The organism is Pseudomonas sihuiensis (genome assembly GCF_900106015.1).
GTDB lineage: Bacteria > Pseudomonadota > Gammaproteobacteria > Pseudomonadales > Pseudomonadaceae > Aquipseudomonas > Aquipseudomonas sihuiensis.
The window spans coordinates 2,464,164-2,489,185 of the sequence record NZ_LT629797.1 but is presented as its reverse complement, the minus strand read 5'-3'; the positions used below and the strand labels follow the sequence as shown (position 1 = coordinate 2,489,185).

Genomic DNA, 25,022 nt, shown 5'->3' with positions numbered 1-25,022 from the left:
TTTATGTTTGAGTCCGCCGAAATCGGCCGCAGTATCGACAAGGCCACGTTCGAGGCCGAAGAGCCGGCGCTGCGCGAGGCGCTGCTGGAAGCGCAGTACGAGCTCAAGCAGCAGGCGCGTTTTCCGGTGATCGTACTGATCAACGGCGTCGAGGGCGCCGGCAAGGGCGAGACGGTGAAACTGCTCAACGAGTGGATGGACCCGCGGCTAATCCAGGTCAGCACCTTCGATATACAGACCGACGAAGAGCTGGCGCGGCCGCCGGCCTGGCGCTACTGGCGCCAGCTGCCGCCCAAGGGACGCATGGGCGTGTTCTTCGGCAACTGGTACAGCCAGATGTTGCAGGGCAGGGTGCACGGCAAGTTCAAGGACGCGGTGCTTGACCAGGCCATCGACGGTGCCGAGCGCCTGGAGCGCATGCTCTGCGATGAAGGCGCGCTGATCTTCAAGTTCTGGTTTCACCTGTCCAAGCAGCACATGAAGGCGCGGCTCGAAGCGCTCAAGGACGACCCGCTGCACAGCTGGCGCATCAGCCCGCTGGACTGGCAGCAATCGAAGACCTACGACAAGTTCGTGCGCTACGGCGAGCGTGTGCTGCGCCGCACCAGCCGTGACTATGCGCCCTGGTATGTGGTCGAGGGCGTCGATCACTATTACCGCAGCCTCACCGTCGGGCGCATCCTGCTCGAAGGCTTGCAGGCGGCGTTGGCCAGTCCGCAGCGTACCCAGCTGCAACCGCATGCTGCGCCGCTTGTTTCCAGTCTGGACAATCGCGGTTTGCTGGCCAGCCTGGACATGACCCAGGCACTGAGCAAGGACGACTACAAGGAGCAGCTGGCCACCGAGCAGGCGCGCCTGTCGGGCCTGATGCGCGACAAGCGCATGCGCAAGCACGCCCTGATCGCGGCATTCGAGGGTAACGATGCAGCCGGCAAGGGCGGCGCCATCCGTCGCGTCACCGGCGCCCTCGACCCGCGCCAATACCGCATCGTGCCGGTGGCTGCGCCGACCGAGGAAGAACGTGCACAGCCCTATCTGTGGCGCTTCTGGCGGCACATCCCGGCGCGCGGCAAGTTCACCATCTTCGACCGCAGTTGGTATGGGCGTGTGCTGGTGGAGCGGGTCGAGGGCTTCTGCAGCCAGGCCGACTGGCTGCGTGCCTACGGCGAGATCAACGATTTCGAGGAGCAGTTGACCAATGCCGGGGTGATCCTGGTGAAGTTCTGGCTGGCCATCGACCAGCAGACGCAGCTGGAGCGCTTCAAGGAGCGTGAGCAGATCCCGTTCAAGCGCTTCAAGATCACCGAAGAGGATTGGCGCAACCGCGATAAGTGGGACGACTACGGCGATGCGGTGGGTGACATGGTCGACCGCACCAGCACCGAGATCGCGCCCTGGACGCTGATCGAGGCCAACGACAAGCGCTTCGCCCGGGTCAAGGTGCTGCGCACCATCAACGAGGCCATCGAGGCGGCGTTCGCCAGGGATTGATGTCTTGTCGCGGCTAAAGCCCCTCCCACAGGTTACAGGGAAGCCGTGGGAGGGGCTTTAGCCGCGATGCTTTTGTATCGTGCCGGAGTGCATCCGGGCTATGTCCCGGCATCGACCCGTATACGCCAGATCAATGATGCTCGCGCCCAGGGATGGGCTGGATTTATCTTCATGCCATTCGCCATCCAATAACAACGAGGTGCGTCATGCGTGAAGTGGTGATCGTCGACAGCGTCCGGACCGGCCTGGCCAAGTCCTTCCGCGGCAAGTTCAATATGACCCGGCCGGACGACATGGCCGCTCACTGCGTCGATGCGCTGCTGGTGCGCAGCGGCATCGACCCGAAGCTGGTCGATGATTGCATCGTCGGTGCCGGTTCCAACGAGGGTGCGCAGGGCATGAACATCGGCCGCAACGTCGCCGTGCTCTCACGCCTGGGTAATCCGGTGGCGGGCATGACCCTCAACCGCTTCTGCTCCTCGGGCCTGCAGGCCATCGCCATTGCCGCCAACCAGGTGGCGTCCGGCTGCAGCGACATCATCGTCGCCGGCGGCGTCGAGTCCATCACCATGACCCTGAAAAGCATGAACATGGACAACCTGTTCAACCCGCTGCTGCAGCAGGACAACCCCGGCATCTACTACCCCATGGGCAAGACCGCCGAGATCGTCGCCAACCGCTACGGCATCACCCGCGAAGCCCAGGATGCCTATGCCCTGCAAAGCCAGCAGCGCACCGCGCGGGCCCAGGCCGAAGGTCTGTTCGCTGACGAAATCGTGCCGATGACGGTGAAGTATCAGGTGGAAGACAAGGCCACTGGCGAGAAGAAGATCGTCGACGGCGTGGTCGAGGCCGATGACTGCAACCGCCCGGACACCACCCTGGAATCCCTGACCAAGCTGCAACCGGCATTCGACCCGGCTGGCAGCGTCACCGCCGGCAATGCTTCGCAACTGTCCGACGGCGCCTCGATGACCCTGGTGATGAGCCTGGAAAAAGCGCTGGAGCTTGGCCTCAAGCCAAAAGCCTATTTCCGCGGCTTCACCGTGGCCGGTTGCGAGCCGGACGAGATGGGCATCGGCCCGGTGTTCTCGGTGCCCAAACTGCTCAAGGCCAAGGGCCTGAGCGTGGCCGACATCGACCTGTGGGAGCTCAACGAAGCCTTCGCTTCGCAGTGCCTGTACTGCCGCGACACGCTCGAGATCGACAACGAGAAATACAACGTCAATGGCGGCTCCATTTCCATCGGCCATCCATTCGGCATGACCGGCTCGCGCCAGGCCGGCCACCTGGTGCGCGAGCTGCAGCGCCGCGAGCTGCGCTACGGCATCGTCACCATGTGCGTTGGCGGCGGCATGGGCGCTACCGGGTTGTTCGAGGCGTATCGCGGCTAAACCTAGGGTGCGCCGCGTGCACCGGGTGGTTTCCCGGTAGTTGGCGGTGCGCGCGGCGCACCCTACGGTTTGAACGGTGCGCTGTTTATACTTGCGCTCTGCCCTGTGAACGGAGCGCCTGCCAATGCCCTTTGCCGAAAACCTGATCGCCTTCACCCTGGCGGCCACGCTGCTGACCCTGACGCCGGGGATCGACACGGCGCTGGTGCTGCGTACCGCGGCTGTCGAAGGCCGGCAGCAGGCGTTTCGCGCGGCGCTGGGCATCAATGCCGGCTGCCTGCTCTGGGGCGCGGCGGTGGCCTTCGGCCTCGGCGCGCTGCTGGCGGTTTCCGAATTCGGCTACAACCTGCTCAAGTATTGCGGTGCGGCCTATCTGGCCTGGCTCGGGCTGAACATGCTGCTGCGCCCGCGTACCTCGCTGGCGCCAGCGCAGGCGAGCGGCACACCTGATGCCAACTGGTTTCTGCGCGGCCTGCTGGGCAATGTGCTCAACCCCAAGGTGGGGATCTTCTACCTGTCTTTCCTGCCGCAGTTCATCCCGCAGGGGCAGCCGCTGATCGCCTGGACATTCGGCCTGGTGGGCATTCACGTGGCACTCAGCCTGGTCTGGGCGCTGTTGCTGATCGGTGCTACCCAGCCGCTCGGTCACTGGTTGCGGCGCGAGGCGGTGATCAAGTGGATGGATCGCAGCACGGGGCTGATCTTCGTTCTGTTTGCCGCGCGTCTGGCCCTGAGCCGGCGCTGATTCCGGACGTGGCCTCGTCATGAGGTACGCTGCGTCGGTGCAACAGAACAGCAGGCGGTGACGATGGATCGGTTTCAGGAAATGAGAGTGCTGCTGGCGGTGACCGAAGCCGAGAGCTTCGCCGGTGGCGCCAAGCTGCTGGGCATTTCGCCGCCCAGCGTCACTCGCGCCATCGCCGCGCTGGAGGCACGTCTCGGCACGCTGCTGCTGGCCCGCAGCACGCGCAGCCTGCGCCTGACCGAGGCTGGCCAGCGTTATGTCGAGGACTGCCGGCGCATCCTGCTGGAACTGGAAGAGGCCGAGGAGCTGGCCGCCGGTGGCAGTGTGCGCCCGCGTGGGCGGCTCACCGTGACAGCGCCGGTAATGTTCGGCGAGCTGTTTCTGATTCCACGTATTGCCCATTACCTCGACATCCACCCGGACGTGGAGGTCAATGCGCTGCTGGTCGACCGCGTGGTGAACATGATGGAGGAGGGCATCGACGTGGCCGTGCGCATCGGCTCGCTGCCCGAGGGCGATCACCCGGCGTTGCAGGTCGGGCAGATTCGTCCGGTGGTGTGCGCCTCGCCAGATTTTCTCGACCGCGTCGGGCGCCCGCGCCACCCGGATGAGTTGCGCGATGCCCCCATCGTCATGTCCAGCGCCAGCACCCTGCTGTCGCACTGGCAGTTCGTCGGCGCGGACGGCCCGTTCGGCTTCATGCCGCAACCGCGCTTCACCGTCAGCTCCAACCAGGCAGCGATCAGCGTGGCGCGCCTGGGCTGGGGCTATACCCGCGTGCTGTCCTACCAGGTGGCGGCCGCAGTGGCGCGCGGCGAGATCGAGCTGGTGCTCGAGGCGTTCGAGCCGCCGGCCTTGCCGGTGCATATCATTCACCAGGGCGGTCGCCAGGTTTCGGCCAAGGTGCGCACCTTCGTTGACCACTGCGCTGCCAGTTTTCGTGCCGACCCAGCCCTGCGCGCGGCCGGTGCAGCGCCTGTTTCATGAACGCTCATCGCGAGATGCAGGTGTTTCTCGTCGTGGCCCAGGCGGGCAGCCTGGCTGCTGCTGCTCGGCAGTTGCAGCTGTCGCAGGCCACGGTGATGCGCATCGTGGCTGCACTGGAGAGTCGTCTGGACAGCACCCTGCTTCTGCGCGGGCCGCGCGGTGTGAGCCTGAGCGCGGCGGGTACCGCTTTCGCCGACAGTTGCCAGCGCATCCTGCAGCGGGTGGAGGAGGCCGAGCGCTCCGTGACCGGCCTGCACGCCAACCCCGTCGGACAACTGACCCTGGCCCTGCCGCTATTGATGACGCATCAGGTGCTAACCCCCATCGCGGTCGACTACCTGGCGGAATTTCCCGAGGTAAGCCTGGCCACCCTGGCGCGCGAAGAGCCGCCCAGGTTGCTGGAGGAGGGCATCGACCTGGCCGTGGTGGTCGGCCATCTGCCCAGTTCGTCCGGTTTCGCCGTGCCGTTGGGATGGGCGCGACCGCTGGTCTGTGCGGCACCTGCCTATCTGCAGCGCTGGGGCTGGCCCGCCAACCCGCAGGCGTTGCACGCGCATCGCACCATCGCTCGTTCTTCGACCGGTCATGCGGGGGAATGGCGCTTTGTGGACGGCGCGGTAAAGCTCGCGCCACGGCTGACCTGCAGCACGCCGCAGGCCGCGATCCGCGCGGCGCTCGCCGGTTTTGGCCTGACCCGCTGCCTGAGCTACGAGGCCTATCAGGAGTTGCAGAGTGGGCAGTTGCAGGCGGTGCTGGAAAACTTCGCCGCAGCGCCCGTGCCGGTGCAGCTGTACTACCGCGAAGGGCGCCGGGCTGCAGCGCGGGTGCGCAGCTTCCTCGACTTCGCCGTGCCGCGTCTGCGTGCCCATCCGGCGTTTCGGGCGTGATCCGGTTGAGTTGCAGAAAATGAAATAGTGGATTGCCTTGAGTGGTGATTCTTCTCCGAGTTGGATGAGGCGAACATGGCCCCATCGTCGCGAAGGCCAGTCGTCTCGCGGTGACCTTATCCAATCACGCTCGAAGGAGTCATCGCCATGTCCCGTCCCGCCATCAAGCTGTACAACTTCCCTCGTTCCGGCCACGCTCACCGCGCCGAGCTGATGCTCTCGCTGCTGCAATTACCCACCGAGCTGATCTTCGTCGATCTGGCCAAGGGCGAGCACAAGACGCCGGAGTTCCTGGCTATCAACCCCTTCGGCCAGGTACCGGCGATCAATGACGGCGGCACCATCATCAGCGACTCCAACGCCATCCTCGTCTACCTGGCCAAGCGTTACGGCAATGACGACTGGCTACCGCAGGAGCCCGCTGCTGCTGCCCGTGTGCAGCGCTGGTTGTCGGTGGCTGCTGGCCTGGTCGCGTTCGGCCCTGCTGCCGCGCGCCTGGTTACCGTATTCGGCTACTCGTTCAACACCGAAGAAGTGATCAACCGTGCTCATGCGCTGTTCACCGTGATGGAGGGCGAGCTGGGCGAAACCCCATTCCTCACCGGCGACAAGCCGAGCATCGCTGATGTCGCCAACTACTCCTACATTGCCCACGCGCCGGAGGGCAACGTCTCGTTGGAACCCTATCCGAACATCCGCGCCTGGCTGGCCCGCATCGAGGCACTGCCGGGTTTCGTGCCGATGCCGCGTACTGCCGTCGGTCTGCAAGCCTGAGTCACCGTTAGCTGCCGGTTTACCCGGCGGCTTCTTTCGTGGAGGGCAGAACATGCAACAGCTCCCCAGCCATCGGCACTCGCCCTGGCATGCCGGTGAAAAGCAACTGCAGGAAAAGGTCGGCGTCGGCGAACGCATGGAAGTGCTCGGACAGAAGGTGATCCGCGACTACATGCCGGATCAGCATCGCGAGTTCTGCCAGCAACTGCCGTTCATGATCGCCGCTTCGGTGGACGGCAGTGGCCAGCCCTGGGCCACTTTTATCGAAGGCGAAGAAGGTTTCGTCACCTCGCCCGATCCACGTCACCTGTCGTTCGACCTCGCCGCCATGGCGCTCGACCCGCTCGATCCGGCCACTCCCGGTCTGGGCAGCGGCGAGGCCATCGGCCTGCTTGGCATCGAGCTGCATTCGCGGCGGCGCAATCGCATCAACGGGCATATTCATCAGGCCTCGGCACAGCGTCTGGACATCACCGTGGAGCATTCCTTCGGCAACTGCCCGCAGTACATCCAGCTGCGCCATTACCGCCGCGTACCCGAGCGGGGCGTCGAACGCCTGGAGGCGACCGAGCTGGATGCGCGCACTGCCGAGATGATCCGTAGCGCCGACACCTTCTTCGTTGCCAGTTACGTCGAGCATGACGATGGCCGCCGTTCGGTGGATGTCTCGCACCGTGGTGGGCGTGCCGGCTTCGTGCGGGTAGAGGGCAATCGCCTGACCATCCCCGACTACGCCGGCAACCTGTTCTTCAACACCTTGGGCAACCTCAGCGTCAATCCGCGTGCTGGCCTGCTGTTCGTCGAGTTCGCCACGGGCGACGTTCTGCAACTGGGCGGCCGTGCCGAGATCATCCTCGACAGCCCGCTGATCAACCTCTTCGAAGGCGCCGAGCGGCTGTGGACCTTCGACGTCGAGCAGGTGGTGCTGCGCCCGGCCGCGACTTCGCTGCGCTGGGCCTTCGAAGAATATGCGCCGACCAGCCTGATGACCGGCACCTGGGCAGAAACCGATGCGCGCCTGCGCGAACGAGAGCAGCGCAACCAGTGGCAGCGCTGCCGCGTGCTCAGCCTGCAGCAGGAGAGCAGCGATATTCGCTCGTTCGTGCTCGCGCCGGAGCAGGGCGCTGCGCCGCGCTTTGCCGCCGGTCAGCACCTGCCGATTCGCATCACCACCGCCACGGGCGACACCCTGCTGCGCACCTACAGCCTGTCCAGCGCGCCGTCGGACGGCCAACTGCGTATCAGCGTCAAGGCGCAGGGTGTGGTTTCGCGGCATCTGCACGAACAGGTTCAGGTCGGCGATGTGCTGGAGGTGCGTCCTCCACTGGGCAGCTTCACCCTGAACAGTGACAGCAACCGCCCGCTGGTGTTGATCGGTGCCGGCGTCGGTATCACGCCGTTGCTGTCGATGCTGCGCGAGCAGGTGGCGCTGGGGCAGGGCAGGCGCATCCATTTCTTCCAGGGCGCGCGGACGCTGGGCGACCTGCCGTTTCAGTCGGAGCTGCGTGAGCTGGTTCAACGCGCGGGTGGTTTGCTAAAGATTCACCGTGCACTCAGTGCGCCGGAGCAGGGCGCAGTACTCGGGCGCGACTACGAGCAGCACGGGCGCATCGAGCTGGCGCAGATCAAGGCGGCGCTGTCGTTCGACGACTACGACTTCTATCTGTGCGGCCCGGCCGCCTTTACCCAGGCGATCTACGATGGCTTGCGCGATCTGAACATCGCCGATGCACGCATCCACGCCGAGGCGTTTGGCCCCTCGACACTGAAGCGTCGCACGAATGGGCAGGTGACGACCTTCGTGCAGCCGCCAGCGGCAACCGAGCCAGTGCCGGTGTACTTCACCACTTCGAGCAAGGAGGCGCGGTGGACGCCGGGCAGTGGCAGCCTGCTGGAACTGGCGGAAAACCGTGGCCTGACGCCCGAATTCAGCTGCCGTGGCGGTTCCTGCGGCACCTGCAAGACGCGCCTGATCAGCGGCCAGGTGCATTACCCGACCCCGCCAGCCGAGCTGCCGGAAGGCGATAGTGTGCTGATCTGCTGCGCGGTGCCGGCACAGGGTGAAGATGGCGTGCAGCCCCTGGTACTTGATCTGTAAGAGGGCCGAACTGATGAACATTCGATCTGAACGTCGTTACGTCTGGGCTGATGTTGAAGCAGGCGATGCACGCAGCTCGCCTGGGAGTCACGAGCACGACGAAATGGAGGTCGGCTATCTGGCATCGCAGTTGTTACTGCCGCGCGAGTTGCCGAGGTATGCACCTGAACGCTCGAGGTTCTGGCAGCAGGTGGTGCGGTGCCTGCGTTATTGGCCGTCGAGCGATTGTCGGGGCTTGCGGCCTGCTGGCGGGGTAGTTTCGGTGGCTCGGCTGAGGGCGCAGGGTGCGCTGGGCTGAGCGCTTGTCTGAAGCTGTTGCCGTTTCGATCGAAACGGCAACAGCCTCTGCTTATCCTTGCGGCTGCGCGTCTTCCAGCGCTTTGCGGTAGGCATCGGCTTCGTCCTGGGACGGGAAGATACCGACCAGCTCTCCATTCTGGATCACATCCCAGGCCACCATCCCCATGGCACGGGCTTCACGGGAAAGATGTTCGCTGTCACGTTCATGCACGATCACGTTCATGCTTGTCTCCTCGTAATACGAATGCGGCTAAATGTCGCAGTTCGTTTATACGCCTCGTTAGCAAGCTTATTAAACCGGGGATTTGGCAAAGGACTGTTCTTTTAATGCAACGAACGGTGAGATTTTCGTTTTGTCGTTTCCTTTCTGGGACGTTTTGAATCATCTTGAAATATTCAGTGATGAGAATTGGCAGGAAACCCAGTTTCAAGTCTCTGTGTATTACTGACGCCCGTACTGCTGGCGATATTGCGCAGGGGTCAACCCGGTCAGCGCCTTGAACATGCGCCGCAGGTTGGCCGGGCTGCTGAAACCCGAGGTTCCTGGGGGCTTACCGCACCGCGCGCCGCGCCATCCGACGGCGATATTGGCGAGTACGGAAGAGGTCTTTCACCTGCTGCGTCACTAGCGCCCACAAGGGTGATACGCCGGGCTGGGAGTCCCGGCCCTGGCTGAGTTGGTGCAGCTGGTACTTCACCACCGCCATGTTCGCCAGCGAGGCCAGCACCTTGTTGTTCCAGGTGATCGGCGGCAGCTGGGGAGCGCTGCCGAGGCCGAGCTGCCAGTCGCGCGGCAGGTTCGGGTCGATGGCCAGGGCCGTGCCGATGCCGACCATCTCGATGCCGCTATCCAGCACCTGTTGTGCAACCGGTGCACGGCGGATGCCGCCGGTGACCATGACTGGCATGCTCGCCACCGCACGAATCTCACGGGCGAATTCCAGGAAGTAAGCTTCGCGCGCCAGGGTGCGCCCATCGCGGGCCTGGCCCTGCATGGCCGGCGCTTCGTAGCTGCCACCGGACAACTCGACCAGATCCACGCCCTGCCCGTCGAGCAGGCGTACCACCTGCTGCGCGTCCTCGGCGCTGAAGCCGCCGCGCTGGAAGTCTGCCGAGTTGAGCTTGACCGCCACGGCGAAGCCCGGCGACACCACGGCACGCACCGCCTTGACGATCTCCAACAGCAGGCGCGCGCGGTTTTCCAGCGAGCCGCCCCATTGGTCGTTGCGCTGGTTGGTCAGTGGCGACAGGAACTGGCTGAGCAGGTAGCCGTGCGCCGCGTGGATTTCCACGCCCGTGAAGCCGGCCTGCTCGCCCAACTGCGCGGTGCGGGTGAAGCGCTCGATCACGTCCTGAATCACCGCCGGGGTCATTTCCTGCGGCGTGGCAAAACGCTTGGACAAGTTGCCCAGCTCCAGCGCTACGGCCGAAGGCGCCCAGGTTGGCTGGCCCAGGTTGGACTGCATCTGCCGGCCGGGATGGTTGATCTGCAGCCAGAATTGCGCCCCTTTGCCGCGGCCGATACGTGCCCAGCGTTCGAATCGGGCCAGGTGCGTGTCGTCTTCCAGCACCACGCCGCCGGGGCCGGTCATGGCGCGGCTGTCGACCATCACGTTACCGGAAATGAGCAGGCCGGCACCGCCCTCGGCCCAGGCCTGATAGAGGCGCATCAGATGCTCGGACGGTGCGTGGTCGGCATCCGCCATGTTCTCTTCCATCGCCGCCTTGGCAATGCGGTTGGGCAGGGTCGAACCGTTGGGCAGGACAAGGGGATCGAACAGGGTCATGGGGGCTTCCTCGGTTGAGCCAGAGGTGACCTTAACTTTAAAGTTCACTTTAATGTCAATGGGTTTCGCACGCGACGTCGAAGCGTGGCCGCGCCGCCAACGCTTTTCGTAGGAGCCGGCTTGCCGGCGATGCTTTGTGCTTTCAAGCAGATCGCCAGCAAGCTGGCTCCTACGGATATAGCGAGCACTCGCTTATTTCTTCGCGCGCTTGGGCGTCTCGCTCGGCTCGCCCAGGTTCATCTTCGACAGCACCCGCTTGGCGTTGGTGGCGCAGTCGATATCGTCCGGTTTGCTTTCGATCTCGTCGATCAGTGCCAGCAGGTGCGCCTTGCTCTGTGCCAGGCGCTGCTCCAGCGCTTCGATGTCCTTCACTTTTGCCTGCAGGGTATCGAGCAGCTTGCCGTGTTCCCACTGCGCCAGATCCTGCGGCAGCAGGGCGCGCAACTCGTCCAGGCTGAAGCCGGCCTGCTGTGCGGTGGTGATCAGGTTGAGCACCAGCACAGCCTGTTCCGGGTAACTGCGATAGCCGTTGGCTTGGCGCTGCACCAGCTTGAGCAGGCCGATACTTTCGTAGAAGCGAATGCGCGAGGCCGCAAGGCCTGTGCGTTGCGCCAGTTCGCCGATCTTCATCTGGGTGTATCACCGTGGCAGGAGTGTGGTGAGCTCAAGGTTAACTTTAACCTTCGGCTCTGGCCATGAGGCTGCAACATTGGCATAGCGTCTATGCTTGCCGAGCCACCCTGATCAGAGCCGCTCTTGAATCGCATCCCCTCCAGCAGGTACAGCCCGTGAAGCACTCGATACTCATCGCCGCGCTGCTCTGCCTGCTGATGGGGGCGCTTGCCAAGGCCGAGACGTATCAGCTCGTCACCGAGGAGTGGGCACCCTACAACTACCGGGAGAACGAGCACATCACCGGCATGGCCACGGAAGTGGTGCGGGCCATCATGGCGCTGACCGGCGACGACTTCGAGATCAGGATGAGACCCAGCATGCGTGCCTCTCGTGTCCTGCAGACTCAGCCCAGAACCATCATGTACTCGATGTTTCGCACGTCAGAGCGCGAGTCCTAATTCAAGTGGGTCGGGCCCATCGCCGAGGAGTCCATCTACCCCTACCAGTTGGCCGCTGCAGCGCAGCCGATCCACACGCTGGAGCAGTTGCTGAATGCCCCGCGCATAACCACCCGGCACGCCGGCCTGGTGCCAACGATGTTGGCGTCGATGGGGTTCGACAACCTCGACACGAGCGCAACGGAGAGCGAGCAGCTCTACCGCATGCTGTTGGCCGGTCGTACCGAGGTCATCATCGGCGACACCGATGCCGGCGTGGCCTACTACAGTCGCCTACTTGGCATTGCCCCGGGCACCCTCAGGCGGGTGCTCATCGAGCTGTATCGCTCCTCGCTGTATATCGCCTTCAGCCGCGACAGCGACGACGATCTGGTCGCCAACTGGGCCAGAGCGCTGGAGCATCTGCGTGATACGGGTGAGCTGACACGTATCCAGCGCCGCTACGAACGTCGCGACGATCAGTGACCGGCTGAAACGCCCTGATCGATGGCCAGGTCTGCGCCACTGATCGACCTGGCGAACGAATTCCCCCTGCTGGAGGTCGAGGTGCGCTCCGCCTCGCAGGCCGAAGCCGTGCGCCTGATGCACGAAGGCAGTGTCCACCTGGCGCTGGTGTTCGAGCGCCCCGGCATCGATGAGCGGGAAAACTTTCTCGAAGCCGGCAGCCAGCGACTGACAGCGGTAGCGGCACCGGATTACCTCAGGCGGATGGAGGCGCAAGGGATGGTCGAGGCGCGGCAGATCATCGTCGCGGCCGGTTCACCGTCGGCGACCGACCCACAGATGATTCTGTCTCATCACCTGTGGCTCACCGACAGCGACCTGGCCACCCTCAATCTGGTGCAGGTCGGGCTCGGCTGGGCGTATCTGCCGCATCCGCTGGTTGCCGCCCTTATCGAGTCGGGCAACTTGCGGGCGGTGGCCTTCGACAACATGGCCAACCAGCTGCGTCTGTGGGTGGATATCGTCTGGAGCAGCAACCGGCCACACGGGCTGGGCGCGCGGCGCTATTTGGAGCTGATACGCGCGCATGGCTGGGCAACCGTCGCGTGGCTAGGGCGTGCGGATATCGCTGCGACCGGGTTGTCCGGTCGCAGCGGGGCGATCAGATCGCCTGACCGCCGGATACCTCGATGCGCTGGGCGTTGACCCAGCGATTCTGCTCGCCGAGCAGGCTGGCGATCATCGGGCCGATATCGTTCGGCACGCCGACCCGACCCAGCGCCGTCATGTCCGCGAACACCTTGTTCAGGTCCGGCATGTCACGTACGGCTCCCCCCAGGAAATCCGTTTCGATGGCGCCGGGCGCCACTGTATTGACTGCGATACCCCGGCTGCCCAGCTCCTTGGCCATGTACAGGCTGAGCACTTCCACTGTGCCCTTGACCGCCGAGTAGGCGGAGAAACCGGGATAGGACACGCGGGTCAGCCCGGACGAGATATTGACGATACGACCGCCATCGGCCATCAGTGGCAGCAACGCCTGGGTGAGGAAGAACACCCCTTTGAAATGCACGTTCACCAGGGCATCGAACTGCGCTTCAGTGGTGTCGGCAATCGAGGCCATGTCGCCATGGCCGGCGTTATTGATCAGGTGGTCGAAACTATCGCGTTGCCAGGTCTCGTTAAGTGCCTGGCGCAGGCGTTGTACGAAGGCCGGAAAGGTGCTGACGTCGCCTGCGTCGAGCTGCAGAGCGACCGCCTTGCGTCCCTGGGCCTGGATGTCGGCAACCACGGCCTGTGCGGTGTCGGCCTGGCTGTGATAGGTGACGACGACATCGATGCCCTGACGCGCGATATTCAGCGCAGTGTTGCGGCCGAGGCCACGGCTGGAGCCGGTTACGATGGCGATCTTGGTCATGGTAAAAATCCTCTCATGGGTGAACGGGATTTCATTGTGTGGCTCGTGGCGCAACCCCGTCGTTACCGAAACCTCGACGCTTTTTGCCTATTTCTCCAAGAGGAAAAGACATGCTCTGGATCAGCATCAGGAGCCTACGATGAGCGCAGCGCTGCTTGAGGTTGTGCGCGGTTATCTGAATCGACATGGCGAACCCGGCGGGCTTGCCCAAACGCCCATTCCCGGCTTGACCATCATTCGCACGTCAGAGCCCAGCGGGCTGGATTACGCCATCACCCGGCCTCTGGCCTGCCTGGTGTTGCAGGGCAGCAAGCGCGTCATGATGGGCACCCGGAGCTTCAACTTCAGCGCCGGTGATTCGCTGTTGATCACCGCCGACGTACCGACGGTCAGCCAGATCATCCAGGCCAGCCACGAGGTCCCGTACATCTCGCTGGTGATCGACCTCGATCCTGCGCTGCTCACCGAATTGATGGAGGAGATGAAGGCGGTGCCGAGTGCGGAGCTGGAGCCCATCCGCATCGAACCGACCGATAGCGAAGTCGCCGAAGCGGCACTACGCCTGATGCGACTGCTCGAGCGCCCGGCTTCGGCGACGGTGCTGCATGCTTCGCTTGTGCGCGAACTGCATTACTGGTTGCTGGCTGGCCGGCATGGCCCGGCGATCAGTCGCCTGGGCTGGCCGGACGGCCATGCGCAGCGCATCGCTCGGGCGGTGAAGGTGCTGCGCACCGAATTCACCCGGCCGCTGCCGGTGGAGCATCTGGCGTCCGTGGCCGGTATGAGTCCGTCATCGTTTCATCACCACTTTCGCAACCAGACATCATTGACGCCGCTGCAATTTCAGAAACAGCTGCGACTGATCGAGGCGCGTCGCCTGATGACAGGGGAGGGCGCCACCGCCAGCAGTGCGGCGTTCGCGGTGGGTTACGAAAGTGTGTCGCAGTTCAGCCGGGAGTACCGCAGGCTGTTCGGCCTGCCGCCGGCGAGAGACGCCAGTGTCGCCTGCTGACACGAGCAACCGCCTTGCTCACACCTGCCTCAGGGGAAAATCCGCAGGTTCGAAGCGTTCGCTCGCGTCCATGCGAATTCCCCGCAGGCTGCGCGTCTCCAGATAGGACGCGTACAGTGGCTCGGCGAAGTAGCTGATCAGGATCGAGCGGCGACGTGTGCCGAGCCGGTTCAGGCTGCCGGCGTGTATCAGGTCCACATCGAACACCAGGATGTCGCCGGCCGTACCCGCAAGCTGCACTGAGCGGGACTCGTCGTTGAAGTCGAAGGGTGGCTCGCCGGCAGGCGGACGGTGGCTGCTCGGGATGATACGGGTGGCGCCGTTGCCGGGGCCGTAGTCATCGAAGTAGACCATGGCATTGGCGATATCGCCCGGGCGCTGCGCCGACAGATCGCGATGCAGTTGCTGATGACCGCCACCAGCCAGTGGCTCGCGGCCCTCCACCTGGGCGAGGAAGAAGCGTTCGCCGATCAGCTCACTGACCACTGCCAGCAGCTGTGGCAGGCGGCACACGGCCTGAATCATGGCGTCGTCATCCAGCAGCGAGTGATGCCAGTCTGCGCCGCGCGGTACCGGCCACTGATCCGAGGGGGTGATGCCCGCATCGAACCGGGTGCGCAACCCACCCAGCCACCCGACAGGAACCGCCTGGCGCAGCAACGCATAGCCGTCGTGGTGGAGTTGTTCGCGGTCCGTCATGGTCAGGCTCCCGTCATTCATGCATCCCGAAGAAAACAGGTGGAAGTCGAAGAGGCAAGCCCGTTCTTCAATGCATGACTCTCCGTCTGCAAATTCAGCCGCAGGCCATGACCAAGACTGCATACAATGGCGCCTGAACTTTCCGCGCCATGCACATGGCTGTACCGAACGAGGAACGCCCCATGGCCTCCGCAGACAAACAGAAGAAGCGCGCCCAACGGGCCAAAACCAAAGCCAGGCAGAACCGCATGGGCAAGCCCAAGGCGCAGGCCAATGTCGTCCATCCGATTCTCGCCAATCCGTTGATCAACGAGCCGTTCGATGATGTCGAGATCGACCTGAGCACCTTCGATTTCAAGGACATCGAGGAAAACGGCTTCGACCCCGCGCATTTCGATGACCTGTTCCAGGCGATGAAAGCCGGCGAAGGCATCAGCCTGCTCGCCCTGTGCCTGATATTCCTGCAGTACCCGGTGCTGGAGCTGGTGGTCGCCGAGGAGTCGGAAGAGGCCGCGACCGATTTCATGATGGGTCTGCTGATCGTCTACCGCGGCATCTTCCACGATGAAGACGAAGACGCCGCGATCACCTGGATCGGCAGCGACGCCTTCCAGAGCGCCTATAACGAAGCGTCGCTGATCCTGCAGAAGAAGAACGCCCGCGTCTGATCCATCTCGGCAATCAGCCCTTCAGCGCCGCCTCGATTCTGGCGATGTCGATCTTGCTCATGGTCATCATCGCCTCGAAGGCGCGCTTGGCTGCTGCGCGATCGGGGCTGGCGATGGCGGCGCTGAGGATGCGCGGGGTGATCTGCCAGGAGATGCCCCATTTGTCCTTGCACCAGCCGCATTCACTGGCCTGGCCGCCATTGTCGATGATTGCGTGCCACAGGCGATCCGTCTCGGCCTGATCGTCGGTCGCCACCTGAAACGAGAACGCCTCGTTGTGCTGGAATGCCGGGCCGCCGTTGAGGCCCAGGCAGGGTATGCCCATCACGCTGAACTCCACCGTCAGCACATCGCCCTGCTGGCCACTGGGGTAGTCACCGGGCGCATGGTGTACCGCCAGCACGGCGCTGTCGGGAAAGGTCTTGGCGTAGAAGGTCGCAGCCTCCAGTGCGTCGTGGTCGTACCAGAGGCAGATGGTGTTCTTGCTGGTCATCCTGAGTCTCCCACCATGGGTTGAGAATCAGGAGTCTAGACGGCAGTGGGGCGCTGGCTTGTCCTTGCCTGTTCGTCGTTACGGCTGCGGCTCTCTCGCCCAGAACATCGAGAACTGATCGAACGGGTAGTGCTTGCCGTCGTAGCGGACGGTGGTGCTGACCTTGCGTAGCACGGGCTCCTGCCGGCCAGCACGAATATGAGCGGTTACCACCAGGTCGGCGTAACCGTGGGCTTGCTTAGGCCCAAGGCTCAGCGTCAGGTCGGCCTGCTCCGACTCGAAATCACCATCCAGTGCGCAGGCCACGCCCTTTACCGTCGTCCACGAGTACAGATAGGTGGCAAACACCGGCCTCAGCCGAGGCCCTTGCGGCACCACCAGCGTCAGCAGGTCATTGAAGCCGGCATCCGGACAGCTCGCCCCGCGAGCGACACTGCGCACCACCACGCCGAACACGCGAACACCTGGTGCAAGGTGATAACGCGCGGTATCCAGCCACAGGCTACCGGCATCGATTTCCAGTGCGGCATCTTCGCCAAGGTAGTCGTCATAGCGCTCGCGCAATTGCCCGCTCTGCGCGTCCACCTTCGCCACCAGCCAGTTGAGATTGCGCTCGCCCGCTGGCGTGGCGTCCTCGGCGTCACGGTAAGCCAGGGTTACCACGGACAGCGCCGGATCATCCGGCCAGGGCTTGCAGGCGGCCGCCAGCAATGGTCCGTCGCCGCGCCCATCAGGGGGCGTCCAACCTTGCTGTCCCAGTTGGGTGGCCAGTGAGTCCAGCAATGCAGCGTTGCAGGGCTGAGGTTGGCGCGTATCGGCATGAGCGAGAGGCAACAGGCAGAGCGCGAAGGCGGAGACGATGCTGCGTAAACGGTCCATGTTGGTGAGTCCTTGTTCGACCCCATTCGTCTGAGCGGAAACCGCAGGTGCAGGGTGTGGCGACTTTACGCTGAAAGATGGGAGAGGGTGGAGTAGCTGGACTAATTGGGGATGGCTGCTATCGGCCCAGGCTGTGTAAAAAACTCTGGCATCGACCTTGCTGTGATTTGATGGGTTCGAAATCAGCGGGGGCGCCAATGAAGCGTTTTATCCAGGGAGAGCATCGAGGCCAAAGCGCGCTGCTTCCCGAGAGCCTGGATGACTACGTGGCGGACACCAACCCGGTGCGGGTGGTCGATGTTTTCGTCGATGAACTCGACCTTGGCCAGTTGGGTTTCGAGGGCGTCGTCCCGGCTGAAACAGGTCGCCCCGCTTACCATCCTGCCGACCTGCTGAAGATCTACATCTACGGCTATCTCAATCGCATCCAGTCCAGCCGCCGTCTCGAACGCGAGGCTCAACGCAACGTTGAGTTGATGTGGCTGACCGGACGTTTGATGCCGGACTTCAAGACCATCGCCAACTTCCGCAAGGATAACGGCAAGGCCATCCGCGGCGTCTGTCGGCAGTTCGTCGTGCTGTGCCAGCAGCTCGGTCTGTTCGCCGAGGCGCTGGTGGCCATCGACGGCAGCAAGTTCAAGGCGGTCAACAATCGCGACCGCAACTTCACCAGTGCCAAGCTGCAACGGCGGATGGAAGAAATCGAATCCAGCATCAGCCGCTACCTGACGGCACTCGATACCGCAGATCGTCAGGAACCTGCCGTGGCGCAGGTCAAAGCCGAACGCCTTCACGACAAGATTGCGACCTTGAAAACTAAGCTGCAGGAGCTCAAGGAAATCGAGGTTCAGCTCAACGAAACCCCGGATAAGCAGATCTCCCTGACCGATCCCGATGCCCGTTCGATGAAGACGCGGGGCAGCGGAATGGTCGGTTACAACGTGCAGGCGGCGGTCGACGCGAAGCACCACCTGATCGTGACGCACGAGGTCACGAACGACGGGGTCGATCGCGATCAACTGAGCGCCATGGCCAAGCAAGCACGAGAGGCCATGGGTGTCGAAAAGCTCTCGGCGGTCGCAGACAGAGGGTATTTCAAAGGCGAAGAAATCCTGGCGTGCCATGAGGCCGGAATCACCGTTTTCGTGCCCAAGACGCTGACCTCAGGAGCGACAGCGGCGGGCCGCTTCGGCAAAGGTGACTTCATCTATGACGCAGTAAAGAACGAGTACCGATGCCCGGCTGGGCAAAGCCTGATCTGGCGTTTCTCTAGTGTCGAGAAAGGGCTGAAGCTGCACCGTTACTGGAGTTCGCATTGCCAAGGTTGTGCGCTGAAAGAGCAGTGCACACCGAGTCCACAGCCACGCCGAGTGAGCCGCTGGGAGCATGAAGCAGTGCTCGAAGCGATGCAGAGTCGTCTGGATCAAGCGCCCGAGATGATGCGAATCCGCCGTCAGACGGTCGAGCACCCGTTCGGCACGCTGAAATCCTGGATGGGTGCCACCCATTTCCTCACCAGAACGCTTGACCGGGTGAGCACCGAGATGAGCCTGCATGTGCTCGCCTACAATCTCAAACGCGTGTTGAACCTGCTGGGCAGCGGTGCCCTGATGGCCGCGATGAAGGCCTGAGGCCTGTTTTACGGCTCTTGCCGCCCTCCAGCAGGCGCGCCGAGGTCTAAAGTGCCGCATAGCAAAGAATCACCGATTGCACCTGATCGGGCCTCCGACGGCCTTCTGGGCACCGAGAAAATCCCCCGCCAGTTGATTGCCATCGCTTGCTGTGTTTTTACACGGCCTGGGCCGATTGCAGCCTGTCACCCATCCACCGCCAGCATCAGCAGCAAGGCCATTGGAACGTCTAGGCGAACAGGCACATCGCAGGTTGCCAAAGCAGAAACCCATCTCTCGACAGGCTCCTGTCCGGCTCGATGCTGAGCTACTTGGCGGCCGTTTCCTTCGCAGAGTCGTTGCGATACAGCGCCAGGTGGTTGGTGATGCACATGTCCATCGCCTCGACCAGGAATAGATGGGGCTTGTCCTTGATCGGCGGAACCAGGCAGCGGCTGGCAACCCGTTGGCCGAGCATTTCCGCATCGATGTAGATGAGGTTGACCGGCGACTTCTCGGGGTTTTCTTCCGCGCTGAAGAAGGCGCGGGTGTATTCCTCGTCCCCTGCAGTTTTGTCGAAGATGCTGCTGTCGATCCGGGTTGTCAGGACTTCGCCGACAGGTAGTTCCTGGCGGCTGAGGATGGCCACGCCAATCGGGCCGGTCAGCCCTGCGACCAGCGAGCTTTTGCGCAATTGCGATTGCAGGTTGGCGTAGGTCACGAAGTGATGAACGTTGATGGCGGGTTGGCTGCCCAGTTCCGGGAAGGCCTCATAAGCCCGGTGAGCCAGCAGTCGTGGGCCTGTGGGCTTGGTGGCGGTGTCCGGCATGCGGTAGATGGCATAGGCGCTGCTGGTGACCAGCAGGCTGAAGATCTCCTTCTCGCTTTCACTGCTGGGGCGTTGATCGTGGATGACGATCTTGTCGGATTGTTCGATGCCGGGGAATTCCGGTGGTGGCAGCGAAGGCTGACTGGCGCAGCCTGCAATGATCAGTGGGCTGGCGACGAGAAGGTATTTGAGAGCGCGCATACGACATCCTGTTGTCGGGAAAAGGTCTGTTGGCTCATGGCCAGGCATCTGCGTGAGTTGGCGATGCATGATGGCCATGGGCTATGCATGCTGGCTCAAGCCTCGAGCGTTTTCAATGTCTGCCGTGGTAGGTCCAGACAAATGCCCGCTGCGCGCTCAAGCGGCAAGGAGAATATCGATATCGCGCTGCCGGCTCAGCTCACCCAGCGCTGCCTCGCCCAGCCACTCAGAGCATCGACTGCCAGCACCAGCAGGAGCATGGCCAGGATCACCGTGGCCGCCTGGGCTTCCTGGAACAGGCTGAGCGACACGTAGAGCATCTGCCCCAGGCCGCCGGCACCGACGAAGCCGAGCACGCTGGCCATGCGGATGTTGTTCTCCCAGCGGTACAGGGTGTACGCCACCAGTTGCGGCCAGACGCCGGGCAGGGTGCCGTAGCAGAAGGCGAGCATGCGTCCGCCGCCGCTTTCGCGGATGGCGTCGGCCGGCTCGCGTGGGGTGTTTTCCAGCGCTTCGGCGAACAGGCGGCCGAGCACGCCTGCGGTGTGCAGGGCCAGGGCGAGGGTGCCGGCGTTGGGGCCGAGACCGGCGGCCAGCACCATCAGCGCCGCCCAGACCAGTTCGGGGATGGCGCGCAGGGCGTTGAGCAGCAGGCGTGTGAGGTGCAGGGCGACGCCGCCGAAGCGCCCGGCGGCCGGCAGTGCCAGGGCCAGGCCGAGCAGGGCGGCGAGCAGGGTGCCGATGGCGGACATGGCCAGGGTTTCCAGCGCGCCACGGCCGATGGCCTGCAGGTGTGCGGCCGAGAAGTCCGGCTGCAGGAAGCCGCTGGCGTACTTGCCCATCTGCGCCAGACTGTCGCCGGCGACCAGGGCGCCGAGGTCGATGCCCAGATAGACGAACGAGGCAGCCACCGCGCCGAGAATGGCAGCGAGCAGGATCAGATTGCCGGCTCTCATGTCAGCCTCGCGCGCAGCAGGCGGCTGAACTGGTCGGCCAGCAGCACCAGCAAGAGGAAGGTGAGCAGCATGCTGGCCACTTCACCGCCGGCGAACATGCGCAGCGATAGGTCGATCTGCTGGCCCAGCCCACCAGCGCCGACGAAGCCCATCACCACCGAGGCGCGGATGGCGCACTCCCAGCGGTACACGGTGTAGGAGAGCATTTCCCCGGCGGCATTGGGTAGCACGCCGTAGGCGAAGGCGCTTAGGCGGCTGCTGCCGGCACCCAGTAGCGCGCGGGTGGGGCGGGCATCGACTGACTCGAAGATTTCCGCATACACCTTACCCAGCATGCCGGCGTAGGTGATGGCGATGGCCAGTACACCGGCAGTGGGGCCGAGGCCGACGGCACGGACGAACAGCAGCGCCCAGACGATTTCCGGCACGCTGCGCAGGAAGATCAGCAGGCCGCGCACCGGCCAGCGCGCCAGGTTTGCCCACCAGGCCGGGCGGCCACCACGGTGCACGGCCGACAGCGACAGCGCACGGCTGGCCAGCAGCGCGGCAGGGACGGCGATCAGCAGCGCTAGGCTCATGCCGGCGGTGGCGATGGCCAGGGTTTCCAGGGTGGCGCGGCCGAGCAGGGCGAGGAATTCGCCGTCATGCGCAGGCGGCCAGAAGCCGGCGAGGAAGTTGCCCATGGCGCGGGTGTTGTCGCCATCGACCAGCACGGCCAGGTCCAGCTCGCTCAGGCTCAGGCCCGGCCACAACAACAGCAGCGCCAGTACGGTGATCAGCAGGCGCGGCAGGGCGGCGGGGTCGCGTGGGGCGGTGGTCAGCATCGCGGGATATGCGTCGGTTGCGGCGGCACGGGGGAGCTGGGCGTGGTCTGCAACTGCTCGTTGGCGTACAGCGCCTGCAACTGGGCGGGCTGCACCTGCTCGGTCGGCAGGTCGAAGGTGATGCGCCCGTCGCGGATGCCGATCACCCGAGGGAAGTGCGCCAGCGCCAGGTCGACGGCGTGCAGGCTGGCGAGCAGGGTCATGCCGCGCTCGGCGGCCTCGCGGTTGAGCACGGCCAGGGTGTGGCCGGCCAGCACCGGATCCATGGCCGAGACGGGTTCGTCGGCGAGGATCAACTCTGGCGCCTGGTACAGCACGCGAGCGATGCCGACGCGCTGCAATTGGCCGCCAGAGAGCTGATCGCAGCGTTGGTAGAGCTTGTCGGCGATGTCCAGCCGCGCCAGGGCGGCCTGGGCACCGCTGGCATCCAGCGGATGCAGCAGGTTGAGCAGGCCTTTGGCCAATGACCACTGGCCAAGCTTGCCGGCCAGCACGGCGGTGACCACGCGCTGGCGCGGTGGCAAAGGCGGTGCCTGGTGGATCAGGCCGATGCGCGCACGCAGGCGTTGGCGCTGGCGGGCAGCCAGACGCCAGGGGTTGTGCTGCAGCAGGTCGAGCTCGCCGCGTGTGGGTTGCAGGCTGGTGGCCAGCAGGCGCAGCAGGGTGGTCTTGCCGGCGCCCGAGGGGCCGATGATCGCCACTCGTTCACCGGGGCTGACCTGCAGATCGATGTTTTCCAGCGCGACCTTGCCGTTGGCGTGGGCCAGGCCCACGCCACGCAGGGCGATGCTCACTTCAACAGGCCGGCAGCGCGAGCGGCTTCTTCGATGCCTTCGTAGTTCTCGGGCTTGGTCTCGATAAAGCGGCTGGCGGCCTGCAGGTCGAGAATCGCCTTTTGCTCGGGCTTGGCCGGGTCGAGGGCGAGGAAGGCGGCCTTGATCTTCGCCTGCAGGTCGGCGTCGAGGTTGCCGCGCACGGTCCAGTTGTAGTCGTAGTAGGTCGGGGTGGTGGCGAAGACCTTGACCTTGTCGGTGTCGACCTTGCCGGCGTCCACCAGTTTCTGCCACACCGAGGCGTTGAGCACACCGGCATCGGCCTTGCCGGCCTGTACCCAGGCGGCGGTGGCGTCGTGAGCACCGGAGTAGGCCACGCGGCTGAAGAAGTCTTCCGGCTTGATGCCGTCCTGCAGCATGAAGTAGCGCGGCATCAGGCTGCCGGAAGTGGAGGACACCGAGCCGAAGGCGAAGGTCTTGCCTTTCAGATCCTGCAGGGACTTCACCGCCGGGTCGGAGGTGATGAATTTGCTGGTGAACTCGGCGTCCTGCTCGCGCTGCACCAGCGGCACGGCGTTGCCGGTTTTCAGGCGTGCCTGGACGAAGGTGAAACCGCCGAGCCAGGCCATGTCGATACGGTCAGCGGCCAGCGCCTCGACCACGGCTGCGTAGTCGGCCACTGGCACGAACTCCACCTTCATGCCCAGTTCCTGTTCCAGGTAGGCGCCCAGCGGCTTGAACTTGCGCAGCAGTTCGGTGGGGGCTTCGTCAGGAATGGCCGAGACCTTGAGGACGTCGGCGGCTTGCGCGAATACAGCAGATACAGACAGGGCGATGCCGGCGGCGAGCGCCAGGGTGTTCTTGAACATGTCGGATTCTCCGGTTCAATAGCGGGGAAGGCGCGCGGAGTATAGTGGTCCGGCGTTGCCGATGCAGCCCCGGCAGCACACAACTGACTCCGGGGTTAAGATGCGCGCTGGATACGAACTGCCTGGAGTTGATCGATGACCGCAACGCTTCCCGCCCTGGCCTTCGCCGGGATTGGTCTGATGGGCCTACCGATGACCCGCCGCCTGCTCGCCGCAGGCTACCCGCTGACCCTCTGGAACCGCACGCCTGACAAATGCGCGTCGCTGCTGGAGCAGGGCGCGCATCGCGTGGAGAACCCCGCCGAGCTGTGTCGCGATGCCAATGTGGTGATGCTCTGCCTGGCCAATACCGAGGTGGTGCGTGAGGTGGTGTTCGGCCCGGGCGGGATCGTCGAGGGCGCGCGGCCGGGGCAGTTGCTGGTGGACTTTTCCAGCCTGGAGCCGGCGGCCACCCGTGAGATGGCCGCCGAGCTGGAGGCACGTACTGGCATGCGCTGGGTGGATGCGCCGGTTTCCGGTGGTACGCCGGGTGCCGAAGCCGGCACGCTGGCGATCATGGCTGGCGGCCGGGAAGAGGACGTGGAGCGCGTGCGCCCGGTGCTGGCGCATCTGGGCCAGCGCCTGACGCGCATGGGCGAGGTGGGCGCCGGGCAGGTGACCAAGGTGTGCAACCAGATGATCGTGGCCTGCAACGCGCTGGTGATCGCCGAAGTGGTGGCGCTGGCCGAGCGCTCCGGCGTCGACGCCAGCCTGATCGCCTCGGCGCTGGCCGGTGGTTTCGCCGACTCCAAGCCGCTGCAGATCCTTGCGCCACAGATGGCCGCCAGCCAGTTCGAGCCGATCAAGTGGCACGTGCGCACGCTGCTCAAGGACCTCGATACGGCGGTCAAACTATCCCGTGAGCAGGGCAGCGCCACGCCCATGAGCGGCTTGGCCGCGCAGTTGATGCGCCTGCACGGCAGCCAGGGCAACCTGGAATGCGACCCGGCCACCCTGGTGGAACTGCTACGGGAGCAATGCCCATGAAGATCGCTGCCAACCTGTCCATGCTGTTCACCGAGTTGCCGCTGCGCGAGCGCGTGCTGGCGGCGATGACGGCGGGTTTCGATGGCGTGGAAATTCAGTTCCCTTATGAGTTGCCAGCGGTAGCCCTGAAAGAAGTGCTGGAGTTGACCGCTTTGCCGCTGGTGCTGATCAACGTGCCGGCGGGCGATCTGATGACCGGCGGTCCTGGCCTGGCCAGCGTGCCGGCGCGTCAGGCCGAGTTCGACGCCGCCCTGCAGGAGGCGCTGACCTACGCCGCCATGGCGCGCCCGGCCTGCATCAATGTGCTGCCTGGGCGCCTGGCCGAAGGCGTGAGCCGCGAGCAGGCGCTGGATTGCCTGGCTGCCAACCTGCGCAAAAGCGCCGAGGCCTTCGCGACGTTGGGCATCCGCGTGTTGGTGGAGGCGATCAACCCGATCGACATGCCGGGCTTTCTGATCAATACGCCGGAGGATCTGGATGCGCTGCTGCGCGCAGTGGATCACCCGAATCTGGCCGCACAGTACGACCTCTACCATATGGCGCGTCAGGGGCTGGACGTGGCCGCAGGCATGCGCTTGCTGGCCGGGCGCATCGGTCATGTGCAGTTCGCCGACGTGCCGGGGCGCGGCGCGCCAGGTACCGGCGAGCTGGCGTTCCCCGCGCTGCTCGGTGCTTTACGTGACAGCGGTTACAGCGGCTGGCTGGGCGCCGAGTACAAGCCGGGCGAGGTGGGTACGCAGGCCAGCCTGGGCTGGTTGCAGGCGTTCAGGGCTTGAGTGCGAGGCG

At 64.3% G+C, this 25,022-nt stretch carries 24 protein-coding genes and 2 pseudogenes; 14 read left to right on the top strand and 12 right to left on the bottom strand.

Going from position 1 to position 25,022, the window contains the following annotated elements:
* Nucleotides 1-3 precede the first annotated feature (3 nt).
* From pap to BLT86_RS11690, 7 genes are all read left to right on the top strand, one after another.
* Complete coding sequence (pap, locus tag BLT86_RS11720) at nt 4-1,491, top strand: polyphosphate:AMP phosphotransferase (protein WP_075748994.1); 1,488 nt, start codon at nt 4-6, stop codon at nt 1,489-1,491.
* Nucleotides 1,492-1,697: 206 nt separating this feature from the next.
* Nucleotides 1,698-2,885, top strand: coding sequence for a thiolase family protein (locus tag BLT86_RS11715; protein WP_092376861.1), 1,188 nt, complete (start codon nt 1,698-1,700; stop codon nt 2,883-2,885).
* Between the two features lie 124 nt (nt 2,886-3,009).
* Nucleotides 3,010-3,630 (top strand): LysE family translocator, encoded by a 621-nt coding sequence (locus BLT86_RS11710; protein ID WP_092376858.1) that lies wholly within the window; start codon nt 3,010-3,012, stop codon nt 3,628-3,630.
* Nucleotides 3,631-3,693: 63 nt separating this feature from the next.
* A complete protein-coding gene (locus BLT86_RS11705) occupies nt 3,694-4,617 on the top strand; it encodes a LysR family transcriptional regulator (RefSeq protein ID WP_092376854.1) in 924 nt (307 codons plus the stop codon).
* On the top strand, nt 4,614-5,504 hold the full coding sequence (locus BLT86_RS11700) for a LysR family transcriptional regulator (protein WP_092376852.1): 891 nt from the start codon (nt 4,614-4,616) through the stop codon (nt 5,502-5,504). Before BLT86_RS11705 ends, BLT86_RS11700 begins: the two co-directional genes overlap by 4 nt.
* Nucleotides 5,505-5,651: 147 nt before the next feature.
* The gene (locus BLT86_RS11695) at nt 5,652-6,278 is read left to right on the top strand and encodes a glutathione S-transferase family protein (RefSeq protein ID WP_092376849.1); all 627 of its coding nucleotides are present in this window, start codon (nt 5,652-5,654) and stop codon (nt 6,276-6,278) included.
* 52 nt (nt 6,279-6,330) lie between these two features.
* Nucleotides 6,331-8,376 carry a pyridoxamine 5'-phosphate oxidase family protein gene (locus BLT86_RS11690; RefSeq protein WP_092376847.1) on the top strand — a complete coding sequence of 682 codons (2,046 nt, stop codon included), beginning with the start codon at nt 6,331-6,333 and terminating at the stop codon, nt 8,374-8,376.
* Nucleotides 8,377-8,725: 349 nt separating this feature from the next.
* On the opposite strand, the gene BLT86_RS25930 is transcribed toward BLT86_RS11690, so the two are convergent.
* The 3 genes from BLT86_RS25930 to BLT86_RS11680 all read right to left on the bottom strand — a co-directional run bounded on the left by BLT86_RS25930 (nt 8,726) and on the right by BLT86_RS11680 (nt 11,093).
* The gene (locus BLT86_RS25930) at nt 8,726-8,899 is read right to left on the bottom strand and encodes a hypothetical protein (protein WP_167377322.1); all 174 of its coding nucleotides are present in this window, start codon (nt 8,897-8,899) and stop codon (nt 8,726-8,728) included.
* A 328-nt stretch (nt 8,900-9,227) separates the two neighbouring features.
* Nucleotides 9,228-10,463, bottom strand: a complete 1,236-nt coding sequence (locus BLT86_RS11685) for an NADH:flavin oxidoreductase/NADH oxidase family protein (protein ID WP_092376844.1) — start codon at nt 10,461-10,463, stop codon at nt 9,228-9,230.
* 192 nt (nt 10,464-10,655) lie between these two features.
* On the bottom strand, nt 10,656-11,093 hold the full coding sequence (locus BLT86_RS11680; protein WP_092376842.1) for a MerR family transcriptional regulator: 438 nt from the start codon (nt 11,091-11,093) through the stop codon (nt 10,656-10,658).
* A gap of 158 nt (nt 11,094-11,251) precedes the next feature.
* Between BLT86_RS11680 and BLT86_RS11675 the strand changes: the two are divergent.
* Both BLT86_RS11675 and BLT86_RS11670 read left to right on the top strand, forming a co-directional pair.
* A pseudogene (locus BLT86_RS11675) lies at nt 11,252-12,001 on the top strand (substrate-binding periplasmic protein).
* A gap of 30 nt (nt 12,002-12,031) precedes the next feature.
* Nucleotides 12,032-12,593: pseudogene (locus BLT86_RS11670) on the top strand (substrate-binding domain-containing protein); the annotation flags it as partial.
* Between the two features lie 48 nt (nt 12,594-12,641).
* Here the strand turns inward: BLT86_RS11670 and BLT86_RS11665 are convergent.
* On the bottom strand, nt 12,642-13,397 hold the full coding sequence (locus BLT86_RS11665; protein ID WP_092376839.1) for an SDR family oxidoreductase: 756 nt from the start codon (nt 13,395-13,397) through the stop codon (nt 12,642-12,644).
* 139 nt (nt 13,398-13,536) lie between these two features.
* On the opposite strand from BLT86_RS11665, the gene BLT86_RS11660 reads away from it, so the two are divergent.
* Entirely contained in the window at nt 13,537-14,409 is an 873-nt protein-coding gene (locus tag BLT86_RS11660; RefSeq protein WP_021490191.1) for an AraC family transcriptional regulator, read from the top strand.
* A gap of 18 nt (nt 14,410-14,427) precedes the next feature.
* Here the strand turns inward: BLT86_RS11660 and BLT86_RS11655 are convergent, their stop codons facing one another.
* A complete protein-coding gene (locus BLT86_RS11655) occupies nt 14,428-15,108 on the bottom strand; it encodes a phytanoyl-CoA dioxygenase family protein (protein WP_178094251.1) in 681 nt (226 codons plus the stop codon).
* A gap of 182 nt (nt 15,109-15,290) precedes the next feature.
* Between BLT86_RS11655 and BLT86_RS11650 the strand changes: the two genes are divergently transcribed.
* Nucleotides 15,291-15,776, top strand: a complete 486-nt coding sequence (locus BLT86_RS11650) for a hypothetical protein (protein WP_092376833.1) — start codon at nt 15,291-15,293, stop codon at nt 15,774-15,776.
* 13 nt (nt 15,777-15,789) lie between these two features.
* On the opposite strand, the gene BLT86_RS11645 is transcribed toward BLT86_RS11650, so the two are convergent.
* Both BLT86_RS11645 and BLT86_RS11640 read right to left on the bottom strand, forming a co-directional pair.
* Nucleotides 15,790-16,269: a VOC family protein gene (locus BLT86_RS11645; RefSeq protein ID WP_092376830.1), complete on the bottom strand. Its 480-nt coding sequence runs from the start codon at nt 16,267-16,269 to the stop codon at nt 15,790-15,792.
* A 78-nt stretch (nt 16,270-16,347) separates the two neighbouring features.
* Nucleotides 16,348-17,148, bottom strand: a complete 801-nt coding sequence (locus BLT86_RS11640; RefSeq protein ID WP_092376826.1) for a PA3715 family protein — start codon at nt 17,146-17,148, stop codon at nt 16,348-16,350.
* A gap of 197 nt (nt 17,149-17,345) precedes the next feature.
* Between BLT86_RS11640 and BLT86_RS11635 the strand changes: the two genes are divergently transcribed.
* Nucleotides 17,346-18,779, top strand: a complete 1,434-nt coding sequence (locus BLT86_RS11635; RefSeq protein WP_092376823.1) for an IS1182 family transposase — start codon at nt 17,346-17,348, stop codon at nt 18,777-18,779.
* Between the two features lie 307 nt (nt 18,780-19,086).
* Here BLT86_RS11635 and BLT86_RS11630 read toward each other — a convergent pair whose 3' ends face one another.
* From BLT86_RS11630 to BLT86_RS11610, 5 genes are all read right to left on the bottom strand, one after another.
* Nucleotides 19,087-19,788, bottom strand: a complete 702-nt coding sequence (locus BLT86_RS11630) for a hypothetical protein (protein WP_092376820.1) — start codon at nt 19,786-19,788, stop codon at nt 19,087-19,089.
* Nucleotides 19,789-19,982: 194 nt separating this feature from the next.
* A complete protein-coding gene (phnE, locus tag BLT86_RS11625) occupies nt 19,983-20,744 on the bottom strand; it encodes a phosphonate ABC transporter, permease protein PhnE (RefSeq protein ID WP_092376817.1) in 762 nt (253 codons plus the stop codon).
* Entirely contained in the window at nt 20,741-21,568 is an 828-nt protein-coding gene (locus BLT86_RS11620; RefSeq protein WP_092376814.1) for a PhnE/PtxC family ABC transporter permease, read from the bottom strand. The genes phnE and BLT86_RS11620 overlap by 4 nt, the downstream gene beginning before the upstream one ends.
* Complete coding sequence (locus BLT86_RS11615; RefSeq protein WP_092376811.1) at nt 21,562-22,362, bottom strand: phosphonate ABC transporter ATP-binding protein; 801 nt, start codon at nt 22,360-22,362, stop codon at nt 21,562-21,564. Before BLT86_RS11615 ends, BLT86_RS11620 begins: the two co-directional genes overlap by 7 nt.
* Nucleotides 22,359-23,210 carry a putative selenate ABC transporter substrate-binding protein gene (locus tag BLT86_RS11610; protein WP_072426341.1) on the bottom strand — a complete coding sequence of 284 codons (852 nt, stop codon included), beginning with the start codon at nt 23,208-23,210 and terminating at the stop codon, nt 22,359-22,361. Before BLT86_RS11610 ends, BLT86_RS11615 begins: the two co-directional genes overlap by 4 nt.
* Nucleotides 23,211-23,345: 135 nt before the next feature.
* Between BLT86_RS11610 and BLT86_RS11605 the strand changes: the two genes are divergently transcribed.
* Nucleotides 23,346-24,236 (top strand): NAD(P)-dependent oxidoreductase, encoded by an 891-nt coding sequence (locus tag BLT86_RS11605; protein WP_092376808.1) that lies wholly within the window; start codon nt 23,346-23,348, stop codon nt 24,234-24,236.
* Nucleotides 24,233-25,012, top strand: coding sequence for a hydroxypyruvate isomerase family protein (locus BLT86_RS11600; RefSeq protein WP_055986678.1), 780 nt, complete (start codon nt 24,233-24,235; stop codon nt 25,010-25,012). Before BLT86_RS11605 ends, BLT86_RS11600 begins: the two co-directional genes overlap by 4 nt.
* The last annotated feature ends 10 nt before the right edge of the window (nt 25,013-25,022 follow it).